Source organism: Mycolicibacterium sp. TUM20985 (genome assembly GCF_030295745.1).
GTDB lineage: Bacteria > Actinomycetota > Actinomycetes > Mycobacteriales > Mycobacteriaceae > Mycobacterium.
The window spans coordinates 1,198,570-1,217,303 of sequence record NZ_AP027291.1 but is presented as its reverse complement, the minus strand read 5'-3'; the positions used below and the strand labels follow the sequence as shown (position 1 = coordinate 1,217,303).

Below are 18,734 nucleotides of genomic sequence, written 5' to 3'. Positions count from 1 at the left end.
GATGCTCGCACAACGGATGCGGCCGCTGTGGGGTGTCGGCCCGAATACTCCCGCCTGCACGCGCCGACTGTGTGGCCCATGTACGAACGCCCGCCGCCAAATTTCGTGCATAGGCCACACACTCGACGAGGCCGGACCCTAACCGGACTTCAGCAGCTGCTGGGACACCTCGAGCATCACGCGCCGCGGCGTGAACCGGTAGCCGGTGGCCAGGAGCGCGTTCTTCAGGCCCGAGATCACCGTGGGCGTCGACTTGTCCAGTGCACCCATCGCCGTGTCGACGACCTGTTTGGACGTCTGCCTACCGCTGGTCAGGAATTCCTCGCCGGTCCGCTCGAAGAATTCGGTCTCGGTGGCACCGGGGCACAACGCGAGCACGCGAACACCCTTGCCCCTGGTCTCCTTCCACACGGCCTCGGTGAACGACAGCACGAATGCCTTGGTTGCCCCGTACACCGCCATTCCCGGGGTGGGCTGGAAGGCCGCGGTGGACGCGACGTTGAGAACCACGCCATGGCGGGCCTCCGTCATGGCCGGCAGGAAGAGCGCCGTCAACTCGACCAGCGTGACGCAGTTCAGATGGATTTGGGCGGCGTTGGTCTCCGCCGCCTGGTCGACGAAGTCGCCGTGCAGGCCGACGCCCGCGTTGTTCACCAGGATGTCGATCCGGCGGCCGAGCGCACTCACCTTGGCGGCGAGATCAGCGGCTGAACCGGGGACCGACAGATCGGCGGTGATGACGTCGATCTCGAGGCCCGGGCTGGTCTGCAACAGGCTGCTCCGCAACTCGGCCAACTTGTCGGCACGCCGCGCGACCAGGACCAGGTTGACCTTGCGCTTGGCCAGTTGGCGCGCGAACTCCTCGCCGATCCCGCCGCTGGAACCGGTGATCAGGGCGGTGTCGTTCTCGAGGTCCATGTGGATACTCCAAGCTGCTCAGGCAAATGACGTACGGGATACCCCAGCAATCCTAGGGTGGAGCCATGACCTCGGGAACCGATCCTGCTTACCCGCAGATGGCTGCCGAGCGCGGCCGCGTGGAGCCGGCGCCGCGCCGCGTCCGCGGTCTCGTCGGCGGGCAGGTGCTCTTCGACACGACCGCGGCCCGCTACGTGTGGGAGGTTCCCTACTACCCGCAGTACTACATCCCGCTCAACGACGTGAACACCGAGCTGCTCCACGATGAGAACCATTCGCAGCACGTCCAATTCGGCCCATCGCGGCTCTACTCCATCGTCGGCGGCCAGGATGCGAAGCCGGCGGTGCGGGTCTTCGACGCCGACGGCGACGGGCCGGTCGCCGGCTTGGTGCGGTTCGAGTGGTCCAGCGTCCAATGGTTCGAGGAGGACGAGTTGATCCTCGGGCACCCCCGCAACCCGTACGCCAGGGTCGACGCCCTGCGCTCACACCGCCACGTCAGGGTCGAACTCGACGGCGCGTTGCTGGCCGATGCCCACAGCCCCGTCCTTCTGTTCGAAACAGGGCTTCCGACAAGGTATTACGTGGACCGCACGGACGTGCCCTTCGACCACCTCGTCCCCAGTGACACCGAGACGCTGTGTCCGTACAAGGGCACCACGACCGGTTACTGGTCGGTGCACGTGGGCGGCACCGTCCACGAGGATCTCGCCTGGACCTATCAGTACCCCCTTGCCCCGGTGGCGGCAATCGCCGGGTTGATCGCCTTCTACAACGAGAAGGTCGACATCTTCGTCGACGGGCTCGAACTGCCCCGCCCGAGGACGCACTTCGGGTAGTCGATGGCGCCGTCTCAGATGCCCGGGATGCCGAAGCCGGACAGCCCCGGCAGACCGGTCAGTCCCATCTGAGCGCCCTGACCGAGCCAGTTGCCGTTCGCCAGCGATGCCATCATCGAGGGGCAGTACATCGAGATGGCGATGCTCGTGAACAGGTTGGCCATCCCGGGTGAGACGCCGTTGGTGCCACCCATCTGCGAGGCGACGGCGGCGAAGTTGCCGCCGGGCTTGACCAGCAGGGGGCAGATGGACTGCGCCATCGAGACGGCCATGTTCGGATCGGCGACCGTGACACCGGAATTGGTGAGGGCCGAGAGGAAGCTGTCGCTGATCGCATCGGCGTGCGCCGGAGCGGGAGCGGCACTGGCCGCGACCACGATGCCCACGGAGATGGCCATTGCGCTCGACGCCTTCGCCGACACGTCGATGAAGCCTGAGATGACCGTCATGGGAGCTCCTCGTTGGGTCACGAAACTGAATCACTGCTGTAACTTCTGGAACACTGCTCTACTTCCGTAACATTTTGAACACGACGCGGCCACGGTTTGCACGCTATGCGTTTCATGAGACGGCCCCGAGCGGGCTCGTGCGACACTGCCGCGCCGCGATGCCCTCCCGCCACCGTCGGCCAGATATCCAATCACCCTCGGCCTCAGATGGTTTCACCACCGTGACGACCCGTGCGGGCCGGTGGTCGCCCGGAGCCGAGCCCGCCGCGATGCGGACATTGGGCAATGATGAGAGGATCCCAGGGTGGTCGACGACGCGGGAAGCGCTCAAGCTCTGGCACTACTGGGTGAGCTCTACGGCCACGTCGACGACATCTCGCACAAGCTCGAGGCCGCCGAGTGCCGCAATCGTCGGGCCAGAGCCCGCGGGAACCCGCGCAAGGATCCCATCGCGGGCATTCTGCGCCGTGAGCTGTACGAGGCCCATCGCCTGATCGACGGCCTCCACCGGCGCTACCCGCAGACCGCAATCTCCCGCTGATCTCCACACGACCTCCATGCAAGGAGGTATCGCCGAGCTGCACCATTCATTCGAGTCACCGATCAGGACGTCGATCCGTTCGTCCCCGACGTGACACGAAGGAAGGAAGTGCTCGTGCGTACCACATTGTTGATCCAAGGGGCCATCGCCGCAGCGGCCATCGGAGTGCTTACCCTGCCGGTGAATACGGCCAGGGCGGCCGAGTCCGCAATCGTGACGATCGGCCAGCTCGAGGCCCAGGGCTTCGACGTCAAGCTCGACCGTATCGGCAGCGCCCCACTGGCCCAGTGCGTGGTCACCGACGTCCGAAACCCGCAGGAGCGGACCCAGATCGTTCGGGTCGACGGGTCGGGCCGCGACCGCGTGATCCCGATCGTGGTCGCCCGCACGGTGACGGTGTCACTGGACTGCTCCCGCCGATAGCCGGACGGCGGGGCCTACCGGGCCTAGGACGCGCCCTTGGCTAGGCTCGGGGCGCCATGACGAGACGCTGCCTGATGTCGATCCTGCTCGGTGCCCTGCTCCTGGGTTCGACCGGTTGTTCGCTGTTCTCCAGCCCGAAGCCCGACGACGCCTTCCACGCCTTCGCCGCCGCATTGGACCGCAAGGACGCCGGCGCCGCGGCAGCGAGCACCGACGATCAGAACGCCGCGACGGCGGCGATCACCGCCATGTTCGACGGGATGGGCAAGGACGTCACGCTTAAGGTCGACGCCCAGGACCCCGGTGACGACGAAAAGACCGCGAAGCTGACCTACTCGTGGTCGTGGGGCGAGAACAAGACCCTGGGCTACGACGCCACGGCGACGGCGACGCAGTCCGGCGACGACTGGCGCGTGCACTGGGATCCCAGCCTGCTCCACCCGAAGCTGAAGTCCGGGATGACCTTTCAATACAGCGACGACAAGAACTTCCTCACACCGGTCACCGACCGGGACGGCCAACCGCTGCTCACGTGGCAGACGATCGGCGTGGTGAACCTGACCCGCGACCATCTCGACTCCGCGGCTCCGCTGGCGGCACTGCTGAAACCCTTCGACGCCTCGATCACCGCGGAGTCGATCGCCGGGCAATTCGACGCGACGCAGGACGCCACCGTCACGGTGGTGAAACTGCGCGAGGAGGATCTGGCTGGGGTCAGCGGCCAGCTCGCGCAGCTGCCCGGCGTGTCCGTGGCCGAACAGGGGGCGCTCCTGACGGCGAACCGCGACCTGTCCTCACCGGCGGTCGACGGGCTTCCGGCATTGTGGCAGAAGGCAATCGACGCGGCTGCGGGATGGTCGGTGATGCTGGTCTCCAGCACGGGTCAGGACAAAGGCCAACCGACGGAGCAGCTGACCTCTACACCGGCGCGCGACACCTCGCCGATCCGCACCACCCTCGACCTGCGGTTGCAGCTTCTGGCCCAGCAGGCCGTCGCCGCCGAACCCCGGCCCGCGGTGCTGGTAGCCATCTCCCCCTCGACCGGCGGCATTCTGGCGGCCGCCCAGAACGCGGCGGCCAACGCACAGGGACCGATCGCCTTCTCGGGTTCCTACCCGCCGGGCTCGACGTTCAAGACGATCACGACGGCCGCGGCCCTGCAGGCGGGGCTCGCGACACCGGGCACCCCGGAAGCCTGCCCCGGCACGGTGACCGTGGAGAACCGCACGATCCCCAACGAGGATGAATTCGATCTTGGAACCGTGCCGTTGTCGACGGCGTTCGCGAAGTCGTGCAACACCACGATGGCCGCGCTGGCCGACCAGTTGCCCGCCGATGCACTGCCAAACATGGCGCGACTGTTCGGCATTGGCGTCGACTACGTCATTCCCGGTCTCACCACCATCACCGGGAACGTCCCCAACGCCGACACGCCCGCGCAGAAGGTCGAGAACGGAATCGGTCAGGGCACCGTCACGGTCAGCCCCTTCGGGTTGGCCGTCGCCGAGGCCAGTCTGGGGCACGGTTCGACGATCACGCCGACCCTCGTGGTCGGTGAGACGACGACCTTGAACACCCCGTCCGCTTCCATCCCGCCCACGGTCGTGGACGATCTACGCACGATGATGCTGCAGACGGTGTCCGACGGTACGGCCACTGCGCTGCAGGACGTCCCCGGTCTCGGCGGTAAGACGGGTACCGCCGAATTCGGCGACAACACGCACTCCCACGGCTGGTTCGCCGGTATCGCCGGCGATCTCGCCTTCGCGACGCTGGTCGTCGGCGGTGACACGTCCGCACCCGCCATCACCGTGTCCGGCGACTTCCTGCGTCCCGCCGTGGCGGGCTGATCCGATGCGACGGCGCGCGGTCTGGATCGGCGTCGTCCTCGCGGTCGTGGTCGGCCTGATCGTGGTGGGTTCTCCACTGGGCTTCAATCTGATTGGCCGACAATGGAATTCATCACGAGGTGACGGCCACGTCGATCCGGTTCCGATCGAGGGCGCCAACCTCGGCGGCACGGAGACTGGCAGCGTGATGAGCGCGATGACCATGCCCGAGTTCCTCGACACCGCCGGTGAGCGCAACCTCCGGGCCGCGCGCGTGGTGTACCGGTCCACCAACGGCGACAGCGGCGCGCAGACCACGGTGTCGGGTGCGGTGTTCACCCCCGACGGCCCGCCGCCGCCAGGTGGCTGGCCGGTCATCGCCTTGGCTCACGGCACGACTGGCCTCGACGAGGAGTGTGCGCCGTCGCTGACCGACGACCTGTGGGGCCTGTCCGAACCGGTGCTGGGATACGTCAAGAACGGCTACGCCGTGGCGCTCACCGACTACCAGGGTCTCGGTGAGGAAGGTGTGCATCCCTACATGGATGCGAAGACCGCTGGCCTCAACGTGATCGACTCCGTGCGCGCGCTGCGCCACACGTTCCCCGACGTCTCCGATCGGTGGTTGGCCTTCGGCGGCTCGCAGGGCGGTGCTGCGGCCTGGGCCGCCGACGAATTGGCCGCGACGTATGCGCCGGAGCTGACAATCGTCGGCGCCGTGGCCAATTCACCTGCGGCCGACGTCGCGGGGGTCGTCGACGAGGCGCAGCGCGGCACGCTGACCTACGATCAGATGCCCCTGTTCCTGACCATCGTCGAGTCGGTGGCGCGACTGCACGACGACGTCGACCGCGGCGACTTCAGGTCCGGCGCGGCAGCCAGCTACTGGGTGCCGCTGCTGTCGTGCAATCCCGAGACGAGCACCTACCGCGCCGCCCAGCGGAAGCGTTTGGCGCCGGACCAATTCACGCCGCGGACCATGGCTGCCGCCGACCGGCTCCGCGGGATCCTCGCCGGATGGGCTCTGCCCCGCGGCCCGTTGTCAGCACCGCTGTCGGTCGTCTACGGCGCCGACGACACCTTCATCGACGCCAGGTGGACGACCGACGCCATCGCCCGGCAGTGCGCTCTCGGGGGTGTCGTGCAGTGGCAGCTGCAATCGGGGCGCGGCCACGGCGACGTCGATATCGCCAGCCAATTCACCTGGTTGGCAGACAGATTCGCGGGCCAGCCCGCGGTCGACCAGTGCCCTTGAGATTCGTCCGTCAGATCCAGGTACGGACGGTACCTGGATGGCATTGCCCAAGGCGTCCTTCGATGCGAGTAGTCACTACCCTTGCCGTCCGGCACCGCCCCGGGTTGAGTAGAGCCAAGGGAAGGAGCTGGCATGTCCTGGTTCTCTTCGGGTGCCCAACGCCGGGCGGCTCTGCGCGGACTGCAGGCTGGCGCCGCCCGGGCCCGCCCCGACGGCAAGATGGCCGACATCACCGGCCCGGGTATCAGCGACAGATGGGGTGTTACCGCGACCGATCTCGGCGCGTCGATCCTCGCACCCAACGGAACCTTGGTGTCGGTCTTCGGAGACACGTTCTCGGGCAATCGAGTTGGTCAAGGAGCGTGGCGCTCGCCCGTCGTGCTCATCGGCACCGGGGATGCACGGAATCCGATCACCTGGGAACGTGCCGGGGGCCCCAATCCCGATTTTGCAGAACAGCTCTGGCACTACGTCCACGACACGACGGGTCCGCGTTGGTCGCAGGGCGGCATCAGCACGGTGCTGCCGTCAGACCTGCTGCGCGTCGACGACACGCTCTACCTCCACGCGATGGTGAATCGAGGCTTCCCCGAGGTCATCTGGACCGAGATCTGGTGTTCTGACGACAGTGGGGTGTCCTGGCGCCACCTCGGCGAGAGGGCGAAGTTCCCCGCTGCGTTGCATGGCGGGTACGCCCAATGTTGGTCGTGGGACTACGACCCCGACGACGGCTGGGTCTACGTGGTGTCTACCAGCTTCAAGCGGGACAAGGGCATCATCCTGCGTCGGGTGCGCACTGTCGACATCGGCGACATGAGGGAGTACTCGGGCTGGGGCTTCGCCGGCGGACGCTGGGGATGGAACAACGAGCCCACCCCGATCACGCCGGCCGGCGAGACGTGGGGGGAGCTCTCCTTCCGCCGCCTCGCGAGTGGCACCTGGATTCTCGGCGGGTTCCTCTCGTCGAAGTACGCGCTGGGCTATCGCATCGTCGCCGGGCCCACCGCCAACATGTACGAAGCACCGATTCAGATGCCCGTCACCGGGTCGAAGTGGGATGGCGAGGACCACACCTCCAGCCGGGTGGCCCAGCTCTACGGCGGGTACGTCCTCCCGGGCTCGCAGCTCGACGTCCGAGGCGGTGTCGGTCTGGTCGTGTCACAGTGGAAGACCGACAGCGGCTGGCCGTACGGTGCGATGCAGTTCAGTTCCACACTGCGCGACACGAATCGCGACCGCGGCGTGGATCCAGCGGACCCCATCAACCTCTAGCACTGTCGGCCAGACGTGCCGGGCTGAGCGGACCACCCGGCAGTATCGTCGGCGTATGCCGACACAACTGACGATCATGTTCTGGCCGGAGTCGGCCTACGGACCGACGAACCAGTGCATCGGGCTGGCCGCCATCCTGCGCGACCGCGGCCACACCATCGTCTTCGCGGCGGAGAGTTCATGGGCGGGCAAGCTGGCGCCGCTGGGATTCGTCGAGGAGCTCGTCGACCTGGCCGAACCGGCCGAGGACGCCGGTGCGGAGGACGCCGGTAAGTTCTGGACCGACTTCATCGCCGAGACCGCGCCGGAGTTCCGCAAGCCGACGGTCGACCAGCTCGAGTCGTTCATCAAGCCCACCTATCAGGCCCTCATCGACGGGGCAAAGTACTGCGAACCGCGGCTGCGCGAGATCATCGCCAAGCACCGCCCCGACGTCCTCGTCGAGGACAACGTTGTACTCTTCCCGGCGCTGGTGACCTCGGGCGCCCCGTTCGTGCGCATCGTGTCGTGTAGTCCGCTGGAGGTGTCGGGTCCCGGTGTGCCGCCGCCGTTCTCCGGATTGCCGAGCGCCGATCCGACCCAGTGGGTTGACTACCGCGCCGAGTTCGAGCGCACTCACCGCGACCTGTGGGCCGAGTTCGACGCCTGGGTGCGGGCCCAGGGCGCCGAGCCACTACCCGACCTGGAGTTCATGCCCCGCGCCAACGCGGCCAACCTGTACGTCTACCCCGCCGAGGCCGACTATCTTCAGGCCCGGCCGCTCGACGACACCTGGACCCGGATGGACTCCAGCGTGCGTGAGACCGACGAGGACTACCCGCTGCCCGCCGCGGTCGCCGAACGCCCGGACGATAGCGCCTTGATCTACCTGTCGCTGGGCTCACTCGGCGGTGCCGACGTCGATCTGATGCGCCGACTGATCGCGGTACTGGGCACCACCCGGCACCGCTTCATCGTCAGCAAGGGACCGCAGGCCGATCAGATCACGTTGCCGAACAACATGATCGGCGCCCAGATGCTGCCCCAGACGAAGGTGATCCCGCAGGTGGACCTGGTCATCTCGCACGGCGGGAACAACACCACCACCGAGGCGCTGCACTTCGGCAAGCCCTTGATCGTCCTGCCGCTGTTCTGGGACCAGTACGAAAACGCCCAGCGCATCGACGAACTCGGGTTCGGTGTGCGGCTGGACACCTACGCCTTCGCCGACGCCGAGTTGACCGATGCCGTCGAGCGTCTGCTCGCCGACACCGACCTGCGGGCCCGACTGGACGACATCGGTACTGCGATCCGCGCCCGCGACGGGTTGCGGGTGGGCGCGGACGTCATCGAGCGGGTGGGCGCGCGGCACCGAGGTTCGGTTGACTGAACCGGTCGATGCGCTCGACCTCACCGACGGCACCCGCCTCGCCATCGTCACCGACGGCGACCGACTCGCCGCCGTTCCGCAGACGCGCGACGGCGACGGTCCTTGGCGGCGGGCACGGCCGGGCGACGGGGTGGCCGCCGCACTGCTCGCTACCCTGGCCGGAGGGTCGGCGACCAAGGGAGCGTTCGGCATTCACTCCTGGGTATCGCGAGTCGTCGGGGGTGAGCGGACGGTCGGCGTCGACCAGACCAACGAGTCGGTGATCGTCGGCGAGGCCGCCGTGGTGAAGTGGGCCACGCACCTGCAGGACGGCCCACATCCGGCACCACGGCGGATCGGCGTGCTGCGTCACGCCGACTTCCGCGGTATGCCCGCACCGTGGGGCCTGGTCACGTGGACGCCTCCTGGCGGCGCCGCCACCCTGGTGGCCAACGTCGACGAGTACCTGCCCGGCGCGGTCGACGGCTGGACCTGGGCGGTCGAGTTGATCACCGACGCCGCCCGCGACGGCGCGCCCGCTCCGTTCGTCGACGCGGCCGACCGGGTCGGTGCCGTGGTCGCCGAATTGCATTCGGCGCTGGCGAGCACCGCCACCGTCGCGACCAGGGCCGACGCCGAGCGATGGCGCGACGACGCCCTGCAAACGCTCGAAATCGTTTGCGCCCTGGATGGTTTCGCCAGCAGTCACTGCACCCGCTCCCATCGCGACGAGCTGAGGACGATCCTCGACGCGCTAGGCCGGCTCGCGGGCACCCCGGTGATCGAGGGGCACGGCGATCTGCACGTCGGCCAGATCCTGCGCAGCCGCGACCGTTTCGTCGTGACCGACTTCGACGGCAACCCGGTGCTCACCGCACCGCAGCGGATGCTTCCGATTCCCGCGGCGCTCGACGTCGCGGGGATGGCCCAGTCGTTGGTGCACGCCGGGTTGGTGGCGGCCAGGTACACGCCACTCGAGCCCGCCGCGCTGCACCGTATCGAGGTGGCGGGCCGTACGGCATTCCTCGGCGCGTACACGCTCCGGCTGGCCGCGCTCGGCCAGTCGCGGCTCTACGACCCCGGGTCCTTGCGGGCGTTCCGCACGCAGCAGGTGCTGCGTGAAGTCATCTATGCCGCAACGCACCTCCCCCGGTGGATGTACGTGCCGGACGCGGCACTGCCCGCACTCCTGAACGAAGGGACGATACAGTGAAACCAGCCGGTTTCGGCACCGACCTCCGGCGCAAACCCGAGGTGCTGCACCGTCTCGCCGTGACGCTCGCGGCGGGCAACCCCTGGGCGGGAGTGGTCCCCACCGACGTGCAGCGGGTGGTGCTGCTCGGCATGGGCTCCTCGGCGTACGCGGGTGGCGTCGCCGCGGCCCGGATGCGCGCCCGGGGACTGGTGGTCTCCTCGGAGTTGGCGTCGTCGACACTCCTCCCCGCCTGGGGCAGTGGGACGTTCGTGGTCGCGACGTCGGCCAGCGGCGGGTCGGTGGAGACCGTCGATGCCCTGAGCCGGCTCCCAGACGCCGTCGACACGGTCGCTCTGACCAACACCCCGGCATCGGCGATCACCGAACGCTGCGACGCCGTCGTCGACCTGGCGGCCGAGCCGGAGGTCGGCGGTGTGGCCTGCCGCAGCTACCAGCACACCCTGGCCCTGCTGCTGGCCCTCGAATGTCATCTGCTGGGTACCGACACCACCGCACTGGCAGCCACGGTGGCCGCGGCGGCCGACGCGTCGGCGCACCTGCTCGCCACCGAACCCGGTTGGCGGCCAGCCGTTTCCGATCTGCTACTCGGGCCGTCTGGCACACACCTGGCCGCCCCCGCGCACCGGTTCTGCTCGGCCCAGCAGGGTGCGCTCATGCTCCGCGAAGGCCCGCGTCTGCCTGCGGTCGGGTGTGAGACCGGGGACTGGAGTCACGTCGACGTCTACCTGACCAAGACCACCGACTACCGACTGTTGGTCTTCGCCGGCTCTGCCTGGGAACCGCAACTCGCCGAGTGGACCACCGCCCGCGGGAGCGTCGTCGTGGGCGTCGGCGGCGACGTCCCCGGCGCCCGGCACGTCCTTCGCTATCCGGGTGACACCGACGACGACGTCCGGCTGCTCACCGAGGTGCTGGTGGCCGAGTTGATCGCCGCGGCGGCGTGGCAGGCGGCGGTGCAATGAGCGCGTCCCGACGCGATGCCCTCAGGTACCTGCTCGCCGGGGCGGGGCTGGGCGCGGTGGCCGCGATGCACGACGTGCCGCCGGCATCGGCGGCCACGCCGCAGCTGATCGACTTCGCGGAGCACCTGGTGGCGCCGGAGCAGATCAGCGCCGCGGGCTATGTCGGGGCGGTCGTCTTCGTGTCCGCATCGCGGCCAGGCGCGAACTTCGACTTCAAGCCCGTCACCCGCGGCTATGCGGACGCGTTGCGCGCCAACGGCCTTCACGTCGTCAGCAACTTCCAGTACGGCAAGCCCGGCTGGCCGACACCCTCGGATTACACCCGTGGGTACGACGGTGGCGTCGCCGACGGCCAGACCGCACTGCGCCTGCACGCAGCCGCGGGCGGTCCGGACTCGGCTCCCATCTTCTTCAGCGTCGACGAGGACATCGACCGCGACACGTGGAACTCCCTGGCGAGTCAATGGTTTCGAGGCATCAACTCGGTGGTGGGCGCCGGCCGCACCGGCATCTACGGACACTCCCGGGCGTGTGCGTGGGCCATCGGCGATGGGGTCGTCGGCGCGTCGAGCACCGCGGGACGACGATGGGCCTGGCAGACCAGGGCGTGGTCGCATGGCGAGCGCGAGCCCGCAGCCGTCCTCTATCAGACCGCGATCTTCACCGCCTCGGAAGCCGCGGTCGTGCTGGGCGGCGTCCACGTCGATGCCGACGACATCCTCGCGGTCGACTTCGGTCAGTGGGATCTCGACCGCTGACCTACGGGGTGACGAGGAACTTCTCTCCCGTCGCCCGCTTCACGTAGGCGTTGAACGCGCCGGGATCGAGCATTCCCCCGAGTGACACCTCACGGGTGTAGGTGCTCGCGAACGTCGTGGTGAGCCCGGACGCGACACGCGCTCGGAGCCGTCCGATGGTGTCGGCGCCGGCAGTCTGCAGGAACGGGGTGAGCAGCCAGCCACCAATTCCCCACGCCATCCCGAAGTTTCGAATGAGGGTGGTGGGCCCGGTGTCGAGTCCGCCGTAGATGTACACCTGCTTGTGCACCGACGACCCGTAGCGCGAGTACTCCGAAGCGGTGGCCTTGGCGGCCACCTCCATGCCGTTGAGGATCTGACTCGCCAGGGTGCCGCCCCCCGTGGCGTCGAACGCCAGCGTGGCCGACGTCGCCGTCAAGGCCGCGATGAGATCATCGTCGAACGACGGCGACGTCGAATTGCAGACGTACTCTGCGCCGATCGACCGCAGCAGTTCCTCCTGCTCCGGCTTGCGGACGACGTTGACCAGTGGGATGCCGTCTTCGGCGCAGACCCTGACCAGCATCTGACCGAGGTTGGAGGCCGCGGCGGTATGCACCAATGCCGAGTGTCCTTCGCGCCGCATGGTTTCCACCATTCCGAGCGCGGTCAAGGGGTTGACGAACGATGACGCCCCGTCGCGTGGCGTGGCTCCGTCCGGCAACACCAGACACGCGGCCGCATCGACCGCGCGGTACTGCGTGTACATTCCGCCACCCGCCATTCCGACGGTCCTACCGAGGAGAGCCTGTGCGGCGGGCGATGCACCGGTGGCCACGACGGTCCCCGCCCCCTCGTTGCCGACGGGGAGCGACTGCCCGACCCGCGCCGAGAGGCCGTCGAGGGTGCCGGCCGCCAACGGGGCCGTGACGACGGGGCGGTCTGCCGTTCCCGTGACGGTCGCGCCGGCCATGTCCGCGGTGGCGATGAGCAGGCCCAAATCCGACGGGTTGATTGGTGACGCCTCCACGCGGACCAACACCTCGTCGTCGGCGGGGGTGGGCACTGGGACGTCCTGCAGCGACAGTTCCAGCGTGCCCTGCGGCGTCACGAGCGAACGCAGTTCGAGTGCGGTGTCGGGCAGTTCCGTGGTCATCGGTGCTCCTCGTTCCTCATGGTGATCCCTCCACCATAGGAACCCGGTGACGCCGGTGAGACCCCCGTCAGCAGTCGAGGGTCGACAGCGCAGCGGGCACCAGGGCGTACGCCGTAGCCACCGTGACCTGAAGGTCCTTCACGACCATCGGGATCGCATCGGCCGAGGGTCTCCCCGCGCCGATGAACTGGCAAACCCGGTATCCCTCGGTCAGCAGCTGCTCGGTGCTGAGGAAGGCGAGGCTGGGCTGGAGCTGATCGAGGTAGTCGCTCTCCTCGGCCGCTGCGGTCGGAGCGGCACCGATCGCGATGCCGATCGCGAGGGTGATGGCAATGGTCGTCTTCATTTGCACCTCCGGTCGGCGTTAGCGTAAGCACAGTCAGATGATTTGCTGGCTGTTTTCGCCGAAATCAGGAGAAATATTCGCTATCGCCCGTAGATGACTGTCTGAAGCATCGGGGCCGTTTGCTATTGACGCATTCGACAGTTTCTAGGTAACCGCAGGTCTTAGCTGCACTGCCGTACGCGGCTTCGCCCTGACCGCCACCAGCCCGCCTCCGATGACCAACGCCATACCCAGATACGTGAACAGAGTCGGCGGATGGTCCCAAACGATCCAATCGATGACCGCCGTGAAGACGATGACGGAGTAGATGAACGGGCCGAGCTTCTCCGCCGATGCGTACCGGTAGGCCACCACGATCAAGATCTGTGAGAGCAACTGCGCGAAGCCGAGACCGATCAACCATGGCCAGGCTCGCGGCGGGAACGGTTGCCAGTCGAGCACCGCAAGGGGAATCGACATCACGGTGGACAGCAGGAAGTAGTAGAACAGGATTCTCGTGATCGGCTCCGTCGCCCCGAGCCATCGGACCGACATCATCGCGACCGCCAGGAAGAGCGCCCCGGCGAGCGCCGACACCTCGCCCAGCGAGAAGCCGTGACCCTGCGGCTGCAAGACGAGGACCACTCCGGCGAAGCCCACACCGGCGCCGACCCAGGTGGCGCTCGCCACGCGCTGGCGCGTGACCGCCCAGGCGACCAGAGGCATCCAGAGCGGGGCGCTGTAGGTCAGCAGTGTCGCATTGGCCAATGGGATCCGGGCGATCGCGAAGAAGAGCGCATACCAGCATGCGGTGCCGGTCGCCGCTCGCACGAGATGCAGGCCGATCCTGCCGGTCCGCAGCGACGTCCAGCCGCCGCGCAACGCCACCGGGATGACGAACAGAAGACAGATCGCATTCTGGAAGAGCAGCAGCACGCCCGTCGAGGTGTAGCGTCCCGACGCCTTCGCCAACGCGCCCACCAGCGCGACGCAGAAGAAGGCCGTCGTCGTGAGAATGGCTCCCAGAACCAGGTTTTCGGGCCGGTGGCCCGCCGTCCCGTCAGCCATCTAGACCGCAGACTTGGGTGTCGACCGCTTCGTCACGGAGTTGAGGAGCCGGGGTGAGACGATGTCGAGTGCGCGCAACGCCAACGTCCTGCGGGGCGTGATCCGGATCGGGCGGTGCCGTGCGGCGGTGACCATCCACTCCGCGGCCTCGTCGGCACTGAGCGCAGCCAGTCCTTGATAGGCGCGGGTCGGAGCGATCATCGGGGTGTCCACCAACGGGTAGTAGATCGTCGTGGAATGCACACCGTAGTCGGCCATTTCGTTGTCGATGACCCGACTGACGGCACTGAGCGCAGCCTTCGAGGCGTTGTAGACGCTGAACAGCGGCGAGGACTCCGGCATGACGCGCCAGCTGGAGACGTTGATGACGTGCCCATCGCCACGTTCGATCATTCCGGGAGCCAGCCCGCGGATCAGCCGCAGCGGCGCGTAGTAGTTGATGATCATGGTGCGCTCGACGTCGTGCCACCGTTCGAGCGATTCGAGCAGCGGCCGGCGGATGGACCGGCCCGCGTTGTTGATCAGGATGTCGACGTGGCCGACCGCTTCGACCAGTTCGTCGACGGCGTCCATGTCGGCGAGGTCTGCGTGCATCGAAATCGCTTGTCCCCCAAGCCTGGTGATCTCATCGACCACCTCGGCCAGCAGGTGCCCGCGCCGGGCCACGGCAATGACCGTCGCACCCTGCGCGGCGAGCTTGCCAGCGGCGTGTGCGCCGATGCCCGACGACGCACCCGTGAGCAGGATCCGCTTGCCGCTCAGGTCGACACCGTGGCGGGCGTGCAGGCGTGGAACGGGGCGCATTCCCGCCAGCCGCAGCGCACGCTCGAGGTCCACGGCCATGCTCCCCCCGGCTCGACGACCCAGCGAGCATATCGGGGTTCAACCGGGGGCGATGCCGAGCTGGTCGAGAAGGTGGCGGACCCGTCCCTCCACGTCGTCGCGGATCGGTCGGACCGCGTCGACGCCCTGGCCCGCGGGGTCGGGCAGATCCCAGTCCTCGTAACGCTTTCCGGGATAGTAGGGGCACGTGTCGCCGCACCCCATGGTGACCACGACGTCGGCAGCCCGGACGACCTCGTCGGTCCAGGGCTTCGGGTACTCGCCGGTGATGTCGATGCCAACCTCGGCCATTGCCTTCACCGCCGACGGGTTGATCGCGTTGCCCGGCTCCGAACCACCGGACCACGCCACGGCCCGGTCGCCCGCGAGGTGATTGAAGAACCCCAGCGCCATCTGGGACCGGCCCGCGTTGTGCGTGCACAGGAACAGCACGGTGGGCTTCTCGTCGCTCACGACGTCCTCACCTCAGTGGCGGTGAAGCGTCGTCGTAGGGCCAGGGAGACGTACACCAGCGCGACGAGCACGGGAACTTCGATCAGCGGGCCGACGACGCCGGCAAGCGCCTGTCCCGAGGTGGCACCGTAGGTGGCGATGGCCACGGCGATGGCGAGTTCGAAGTTGTTGCCCGCCGCGGTGAACGCCAGCGTGGTGGTGCGCTGATAGCCCAGGCCGAGCCCCGCCCCCAGCAGGTAGCCGCCGCCCCACATGATGGCGAAGTAGGCCAGCAGCGGCAGGGCGATCCGCACCACGTCGAGCGGGCGGCTGGTGATCTGTTCACCCTGCAAGGCGAACAGGATGACGATGGTGAAGAGCAGTCCGTAGAGAGCCCACGGTCCGATCCTCGGCAGGAACGTCGACTCGTACCACGTTCTGCCCTTGGCCTTTTCGCCCAAACGGCGCGAGAAATAACCGGCCAGCAGGGGGATGCCAAGGAAGATCAGCACGGACTTGGCGATCTGCCACGGCGACGTGCTGATCGTGGTCTGCGGCAACCCGAGCCACCCCGGCAGCACCGACAGGTAGAACCAGCCGAGCAGGGCGAACATGACGACTTGAAAGATCGAGTTGAGCGCGACGAGGACTGCCGCGGCCTCGCGGTCGCCGCACGCGAGGTCGTTCCAGATGATCACCATCGCGATGCATCTGGCGAGGCCCACGATGATCAAGCCGGTGCGATACTCGGGCAGGTCCGGGAGGAGCAGCCACGCGAGAGCGAACATGAGCGCGGGACCCAGCACCCAGTTCAGGGCGAGCGAGCTGACGAGGAGCTTGCGGTCGCCCGTGACGGTGTCGAGGCGGTCGTAGCGCACCTTGGCCAGCACCGGGTACATCATGATCAGCAGGCCGAGCGCGATGGGTAGCGAAATGCCGTCGACCTGAACGGAATTCAGCGCGGCGTCGAGTCCTGGGATCAGCCGGCCCAGGAGGAGGCCGGCGGCCATCGCGATGCCGATCCAGACCGGCAGGTAACGGTCCAGCAGGGAGAGCTTCTCGATGACCGGGGGGTGATCGTTGGCTGCGACCGGGGTGCTCACGTGCGGCTCAGCAGCAGGCGTTGGTCGTGGCCGCCGGCTCGGCTCCGAAGGTGTCGGAGTCCGCGAGAACGGTGTAGACCTCCCACTTCTCGCCGCCGGGTCCGGTGACCCAGACCTTGTCCTGGGTGGCGAAGCAACAGGTGGTGCCGATCTCCTCGTCAGTGAAGAGGCCTTCCCCGGTGAGGCGGGCGATCTCGTCGTGCACCACGTCGCTGGATGGGACCTCGACGCCCAGATGATTGATGGTGCCGCCCTTGCCGGGGTTCTCCAACAGGACCAGCTTCAGTGGCGGCTCGGCGACGACGAAGTTCGCGTAGCCCTCCTTGACCTTGGCGGGCGAGGTGTTGAAGAGCTTGGAGTAGAACGTGATTGCTTCGTCGAGGTCGTCGACGTTGAGCGCGAGTTGGACGCGGGACATGATGCGATCTCCTTACCTCTGTGACTTATGTCGAACCAGGCGTACCGGCTACGATGCCACGTTTTCGATATATGTCAATCTATGGCAGGATCGGATCGTGCCCAAGACCCTGCCGACGATCGACATGACCGCACCGGTGTGCTGCGCGCCCATGGCCGCCGGACCCATGAGCGACGACGACGCGCTCGAGGTGGCGTTGCGCCTCAAGGCACTCGCCGACCCGGTGCGGGTGAAGATCATGTCGATGCTCTTCAGCTCCGCCGCGACGGAGGAGAACAGCGGCGAACTCGCCGCGGCGCTTGGACTCACCGAGTCAACGGTCAGCCATCACATGGCCCAGCTCCGGCGCGCCGGATTCATCGTGTCGGATCGACGCGGCATGCGCGTCTTCCATCGCCCGGCCCCCGACGCCTTCGGCGCGCTGTGCTCCGTGCTCGATCCCAGTTGCTGCCGGTAGGCCCGAAAACCGGCACCGGATTACCGTCGCATATTGACGGGTTCGTCAATACTGATGCATGCGCATCTCCCGGCGGGCGTCGTCGTGACGTCGGTCGCCGTCCTGATCCTGGCCGGCCTCGTCGGCGCGTTTCTCAACACGGTGGCCTCCAGCGGGTCGGCGGTCACCCTGCCGATCCTCATTGCACTCGGCGTGGAACCCGTGGTGGCCAACGCCTCCAACCGGGTCCCGATCGTCATCGGTTGTGCGACGGCGGCATGGCGATTCCATCGCGCCGGCCACCTGCCGTGGCGGGACGGCATCCGCTTCGCGATCCCTGCGGTTCTCGGCGCCATCCTGGGGTCCCTGGTCGCTTCGATGGTCGGCGACGGAAACACCACCGCCCTGGTCACGTTCGCCGTGGTGTTCGCCTTCATCCTGCTGTGCGCCAATCCGGGCCGATGGCTGGCCGCGGACCATAGTGATCAGCCACCCAACAGGGGGCCGCTGGTGATGCTGCTAATCGGAGCGGTCGGGGTGTGGGCGGGACTCATCGCCGTCGACTCGGCGACCTTCGCGCTGGCGGCATTGATTCTCGTCGGCCACTACGCCATCCGTGAGGCCAACGGCATCAAGGTGATGGCGCTCGGAGCGGCGGCACTCGTCTCGGTGCTCGTCTTCTGGAGTCGAGGTGAAATCGATTGGGCGGTAGCGGCGTGGCTCGGCGTCGGCAGCATCGCAGGCGCACTGCTGGGAGCGCGCCTCGCCCTCGGACCCCACGCCGCGAAGTGGGTCTTCAGGCTGCTGCTCTCGGTCCTCGTGATCGAGGTGGTCCGCTTGGGGTTCACGCTCACGAGCTAGAGCACGCGCCGATCTACTCGCACCCGGTCCCGTTGCCGTCGCGGTCGAGGTCGTAGATGTCGTCGCCGACCACGGTCACGGGGCCCGACACGTACGCCGGACCGTTGCCGCTGCCGCCGGCGCAGTCGACGTCACTGGCGATGGGAACGCACGCCCCTGAATAGTTCGGGTCGCACGACGTCGGCTGGGCGCTCGCCGTCGGAGCCAGGAGGAGTCCCGCGGCGACACCACCTGCCAGCAACGTCAGTCTGACCATGGCGACGAATGTAGCCAGTCACGCGTCTTGCCGACGCCACTTCGGGC

The 18,734-nt window shown here is 67.7% G+C and carries 21 protein-coding genes and 1 pseudogene; 12 read left to right on the top strand and 10 right to left on the bottom strand.

Going from position 1 to position 18,734, the window contains the following annotated elements; all coding sequences use genetic code 11:
* Nucleotides 1–138: 138 nt before the first annotated feature.
* Nucleotides 139–918: an SDR family NAD(P)-dependent oxidoreductase gene (locus QUE68_RS05965; protein ID WP_284231509.1), complete on the bottom strand. Its 780-nt coding sequence runs from the start codon at nt 916–918 to the stop codon at nt 139–141.
* Between the two features lie 65 nt (nt 919–983).
* On the opposite strand from QUE68_RS05965, the gene QUE68_RS05960 reads away from it, so the two are divergent.
* Nucleotides 984–1,757 carry a DUF427 domain-containing protein gene (locus QUE68_RS05960; RefSeq protein ID WP_286275281.1) on the top strand — a complete coding sequence of 258 codons (774 nt, stop codon included), beginning with the start codon at nt 984–986 and terminating at the stop codon, nt 1,755–1,757.
* Between the two features lie 14 nt (nt 1,758–1,771).
* On the opposite strand, the gene QUE68_RS05955 is transcribed toward QUE68_RS05960, so the two are convergent.
* Nucleotides 1,772–2,206 (bottom strand): DUF732 domain-containing protein, encoded by a 435-nt coding sequence (locus QUE68_RS05955; RefSeq protein WP_286275280.1) that lies wholly within the window; start codon nt 2,204–2,206, stop codon nt 1,772–1,774.
* A gap of 304 nt (nt 2,207–2,510) precedes the next feature.
* On the opposite strand from QUE68_RS05955, the gene QUE68_RS05950 reads away from it, so the two are divergent.
* The 9 genes from QUE68_RS05950 to QUE68_RS05910 all read left to right on the top strand — a co-directional run bounded on the left by QUE68_RS05950 (nt 2,511) and on the right by QUE68_RS05910 (nt 11,810).
* Nucleotides 2,511–2,747, top strand: a complete 237-nt coding sequence (locus QUE68_RS05950) for a hypothetical protein (protein ID WP_284231514.1) — start codon at nt 2,511–2,513, stop codon at nt 2,745–2,747.
* Between the two features lie 114 nt (nt 2,748–2,861).
* Nucleotides 2,862–3,170 (top strand): hypothetical protein, encoded by a 309-nt coding sequence (locus QUE68_RS05945; RefSeq protein ID WP_284231515.1) that lies wholly within the window; start codon nt 2,862–2,864, stop codon nt 3,168–3,170.
* A gap of 56 nt (nt 3,171–3,226) precedes the next feature.
* Entirely contained in the window at nt 3,227–5,020 is a 1,794-nt protein-coding gene (locus QUE68_RS05940) for a penicillin-binding transpeptidase domain-containing protein (protein WP_286275279.1), read from the top strand.
* Between the two features lie 4 nt (nt 5,021–5,024).
* A complete protein-coding gene (locus QUE68_RS05935; protein ID WP_286275278.1) occupies nt 5,025–6,254 on the top strand; it encodes a lipase family protein in 1,230 nt (409 codons plus the stop codon).
* Nucleotides 6,255–6,473: 219 nt separating this feature from the next.
* Complete coding sequence (locus QUE68_RS05930) at nt 6,474–7,526, top strand: DUF4185 domain-containing protein (RefSeq protein ID WP_286275752.1); 1,053 nt, start codon at nt 6,474–6,476, stop codon at nt 7,524–7,526.
* A 55-nt stretch (nt 7,527–7,581) separates the two neighbouring features.
* Nucleotides 7,582–8,895 (top strand): glycosyltransferase, encoded by a 1,314-nt coding sequence (locus QUE68_RS05925; RefSeq protein WP_286275277.1) that lies wholly within the window; start codon nt 7,582–7,584, stop codon nt 8,893–8,895.
* A complete protein-coding gene (locus QUE68_RS05920) occupies nt 8,888–10,087 on the top strand; it encodes a glucosamine kinase (protein WP_286275276.1) in 1,200 nt (399 codons plus the stop codon). The genes QUE68_RS05925 and QUE68_RS05920 overlap by 8 nt, the downstream gene beginning before the upstream one ends.
* The gene (locus QUE68_RS05915) at nt 10,084–11,052 is read left to right on the top strand and encodes an SIS domain-containing protein (RefSeq protein WP_286275275.1); all 969 of its coding nucleotides are present in this window, start codon (nt 10,084–10,086) and stop codon (nt 11,050–11,052) included. The genes QUE68_RS05920 and QUE68_RS05915 overlap by 4 nt, the downstream gene beginning before the upstream one ends.
* Entirely contained in the window at nt 11,049–11,810 is a 762-nt protein-coding gene (locus QUE68_RS05910; protein WP_286275274.1) for a DUF1906 domain-containing protein, read from the top strand. Before QUE68_RS05915 ends, QUE68_RS05910 begins: the two co-directional genes overlap by 4 nt.
* Before the next feature lies 1 nt (nt 11,811).
* On the opposite strand, the gene QUE68_RS05905 is transcribed toward QUE68_RS05910, so the two are convergent.
* From QUE68_RS05905 to QUE68_RS05875, 7 genes and pseudogenes are all read right to left on the bottom strand, one after another.
* Nucleotides 11,812–12,945 (bottom strand): zinc-binding dehydrogenase, encoded by a 1,134-nt coding sequence (locus QUE68_RS05905; RefSeq protein WP_284231523.1) that lies wholly within the window; start codon nt 12,943–12,945, stop codon nt 11,812–11,814.
* A gap of 67 nt (nt 12,946–13,012) precedes the next feature.
* Complete coding sequence (locus QUE68_RS05900; protein ID WP_284231524.1) at nt 13,013–13,291, bottom strand: DUF732 domain-containing protein; 279 nt, start codon at nt 13,289–13,291, stop codon at nt 13,013–13,015.
* A 144-nt stretch (nt 13,292–13,435) separates the two neighbouring features.
* Nucleotides 13,436–14,338: a DMT family transporter gene (locus QUE68_RS05895; protein ID WP_286275273.1), complete on the bottom strand. Its 903-nt coding sequence runs from the start codon at nt 14,336–14,338 to the stop codon at nt 13,436–13,438.
* Nucleotides 14,339–15,142 (bottom strand): SDR family oxidoreductase, encoded by an 804-nt coding sequence (locus QUE68_RS05890; RefSeq protein ID WP_286275751.1) that lies wholly within the window; start codon nt 15,140–15,142, stop codon nt 14,339–14,341.
* 78 nt (nt 15,143–15,220) lie between these two features.
* Nucleotides 15,221–15,643: pseudogene (locus tag QUE68_RS05885) on the bottom strand (arsenate reductase ArsC); the annotation flags it as partial.
* Nucleotides 15,631–16,716 carry an ACR3 family arsenite efflux transporter gene (gene arsB / locus QUE68_RS05880; RefSeq protein ID WP_284231529.1) on the bottom strand — a complete coding sequence of 362 codons (1,086 nt, stop codon included), beginning with the start codon at nt 16,714–16,716 and terminating at the stop codon, nt 15,631–15,633. The pseudogene QUE68_RS05885 and the gene arsB, both read right to left, overlap by 13 nt.
* Before the next feature lie 7 nt (nt 16,717–16,723).
* A complete protein-coding gene (locus QUE68_RS05875; RefSeq protein ID WP_284231530.1) occupies nt 16,724–17,134 on the bottom strand; it encodes an ArsI/CadI family heavy metal resistance metalloenzyme in 411 nt (136 codons plus the stop codon).
* Nucleotides 17,135–17,231: 97 nt separating this feature from the next.
* On the opposite strand from QUE68_RS05875, the gene QUE68_RS05870 reads away from it, so the two are divergent.
* Nucleotides 17,232–17,591: an Rv2640c family ArsR-like transcriptional regulator gene (locus QUE68_RS05870; RefSeq protein WP_284231532.1), complete on the top strand. Its 360-nt coding sequence runs from the start codon at nt 17,232–17,234 to the stop codon at nt 17,589–17,591.
* A gap of 33 nt (nt 17,592–17,624) precedes the next feature.
* Nucleotides 17,625–18,431, top strand: a complete 807-nt coding sequence (locus tag QUE68_RS05865; protein ID WP_284231534.1) for a sulfite exporter TauE/SafE family protein — start codon at nt 17,625–17,627, stop codon at nt 18,429–18,431.
* A gap of 13 nt (nt 18,432–18,444) precedes the next feature.
* On the opposite strand, the gene QUE68_RS05860 is transcribed toward QUE68_RS05865, so the two are convergent.
* Nucleotides 18,445–18,687 carry a hypothetical protein gene (locus QUE68_RS05860; RefSeq protein WP_286275272.1) on the bottom strand — a complete coding sequence of 81 codons (243 nt, stop codon included), beginning with the start codon at nt 18,685–18,687 and terminating at the stop codon, nt 18,445–18,447.
* Between the last annotated feature and the right edge of the window lie 47 nt (nt 18,688–18,734).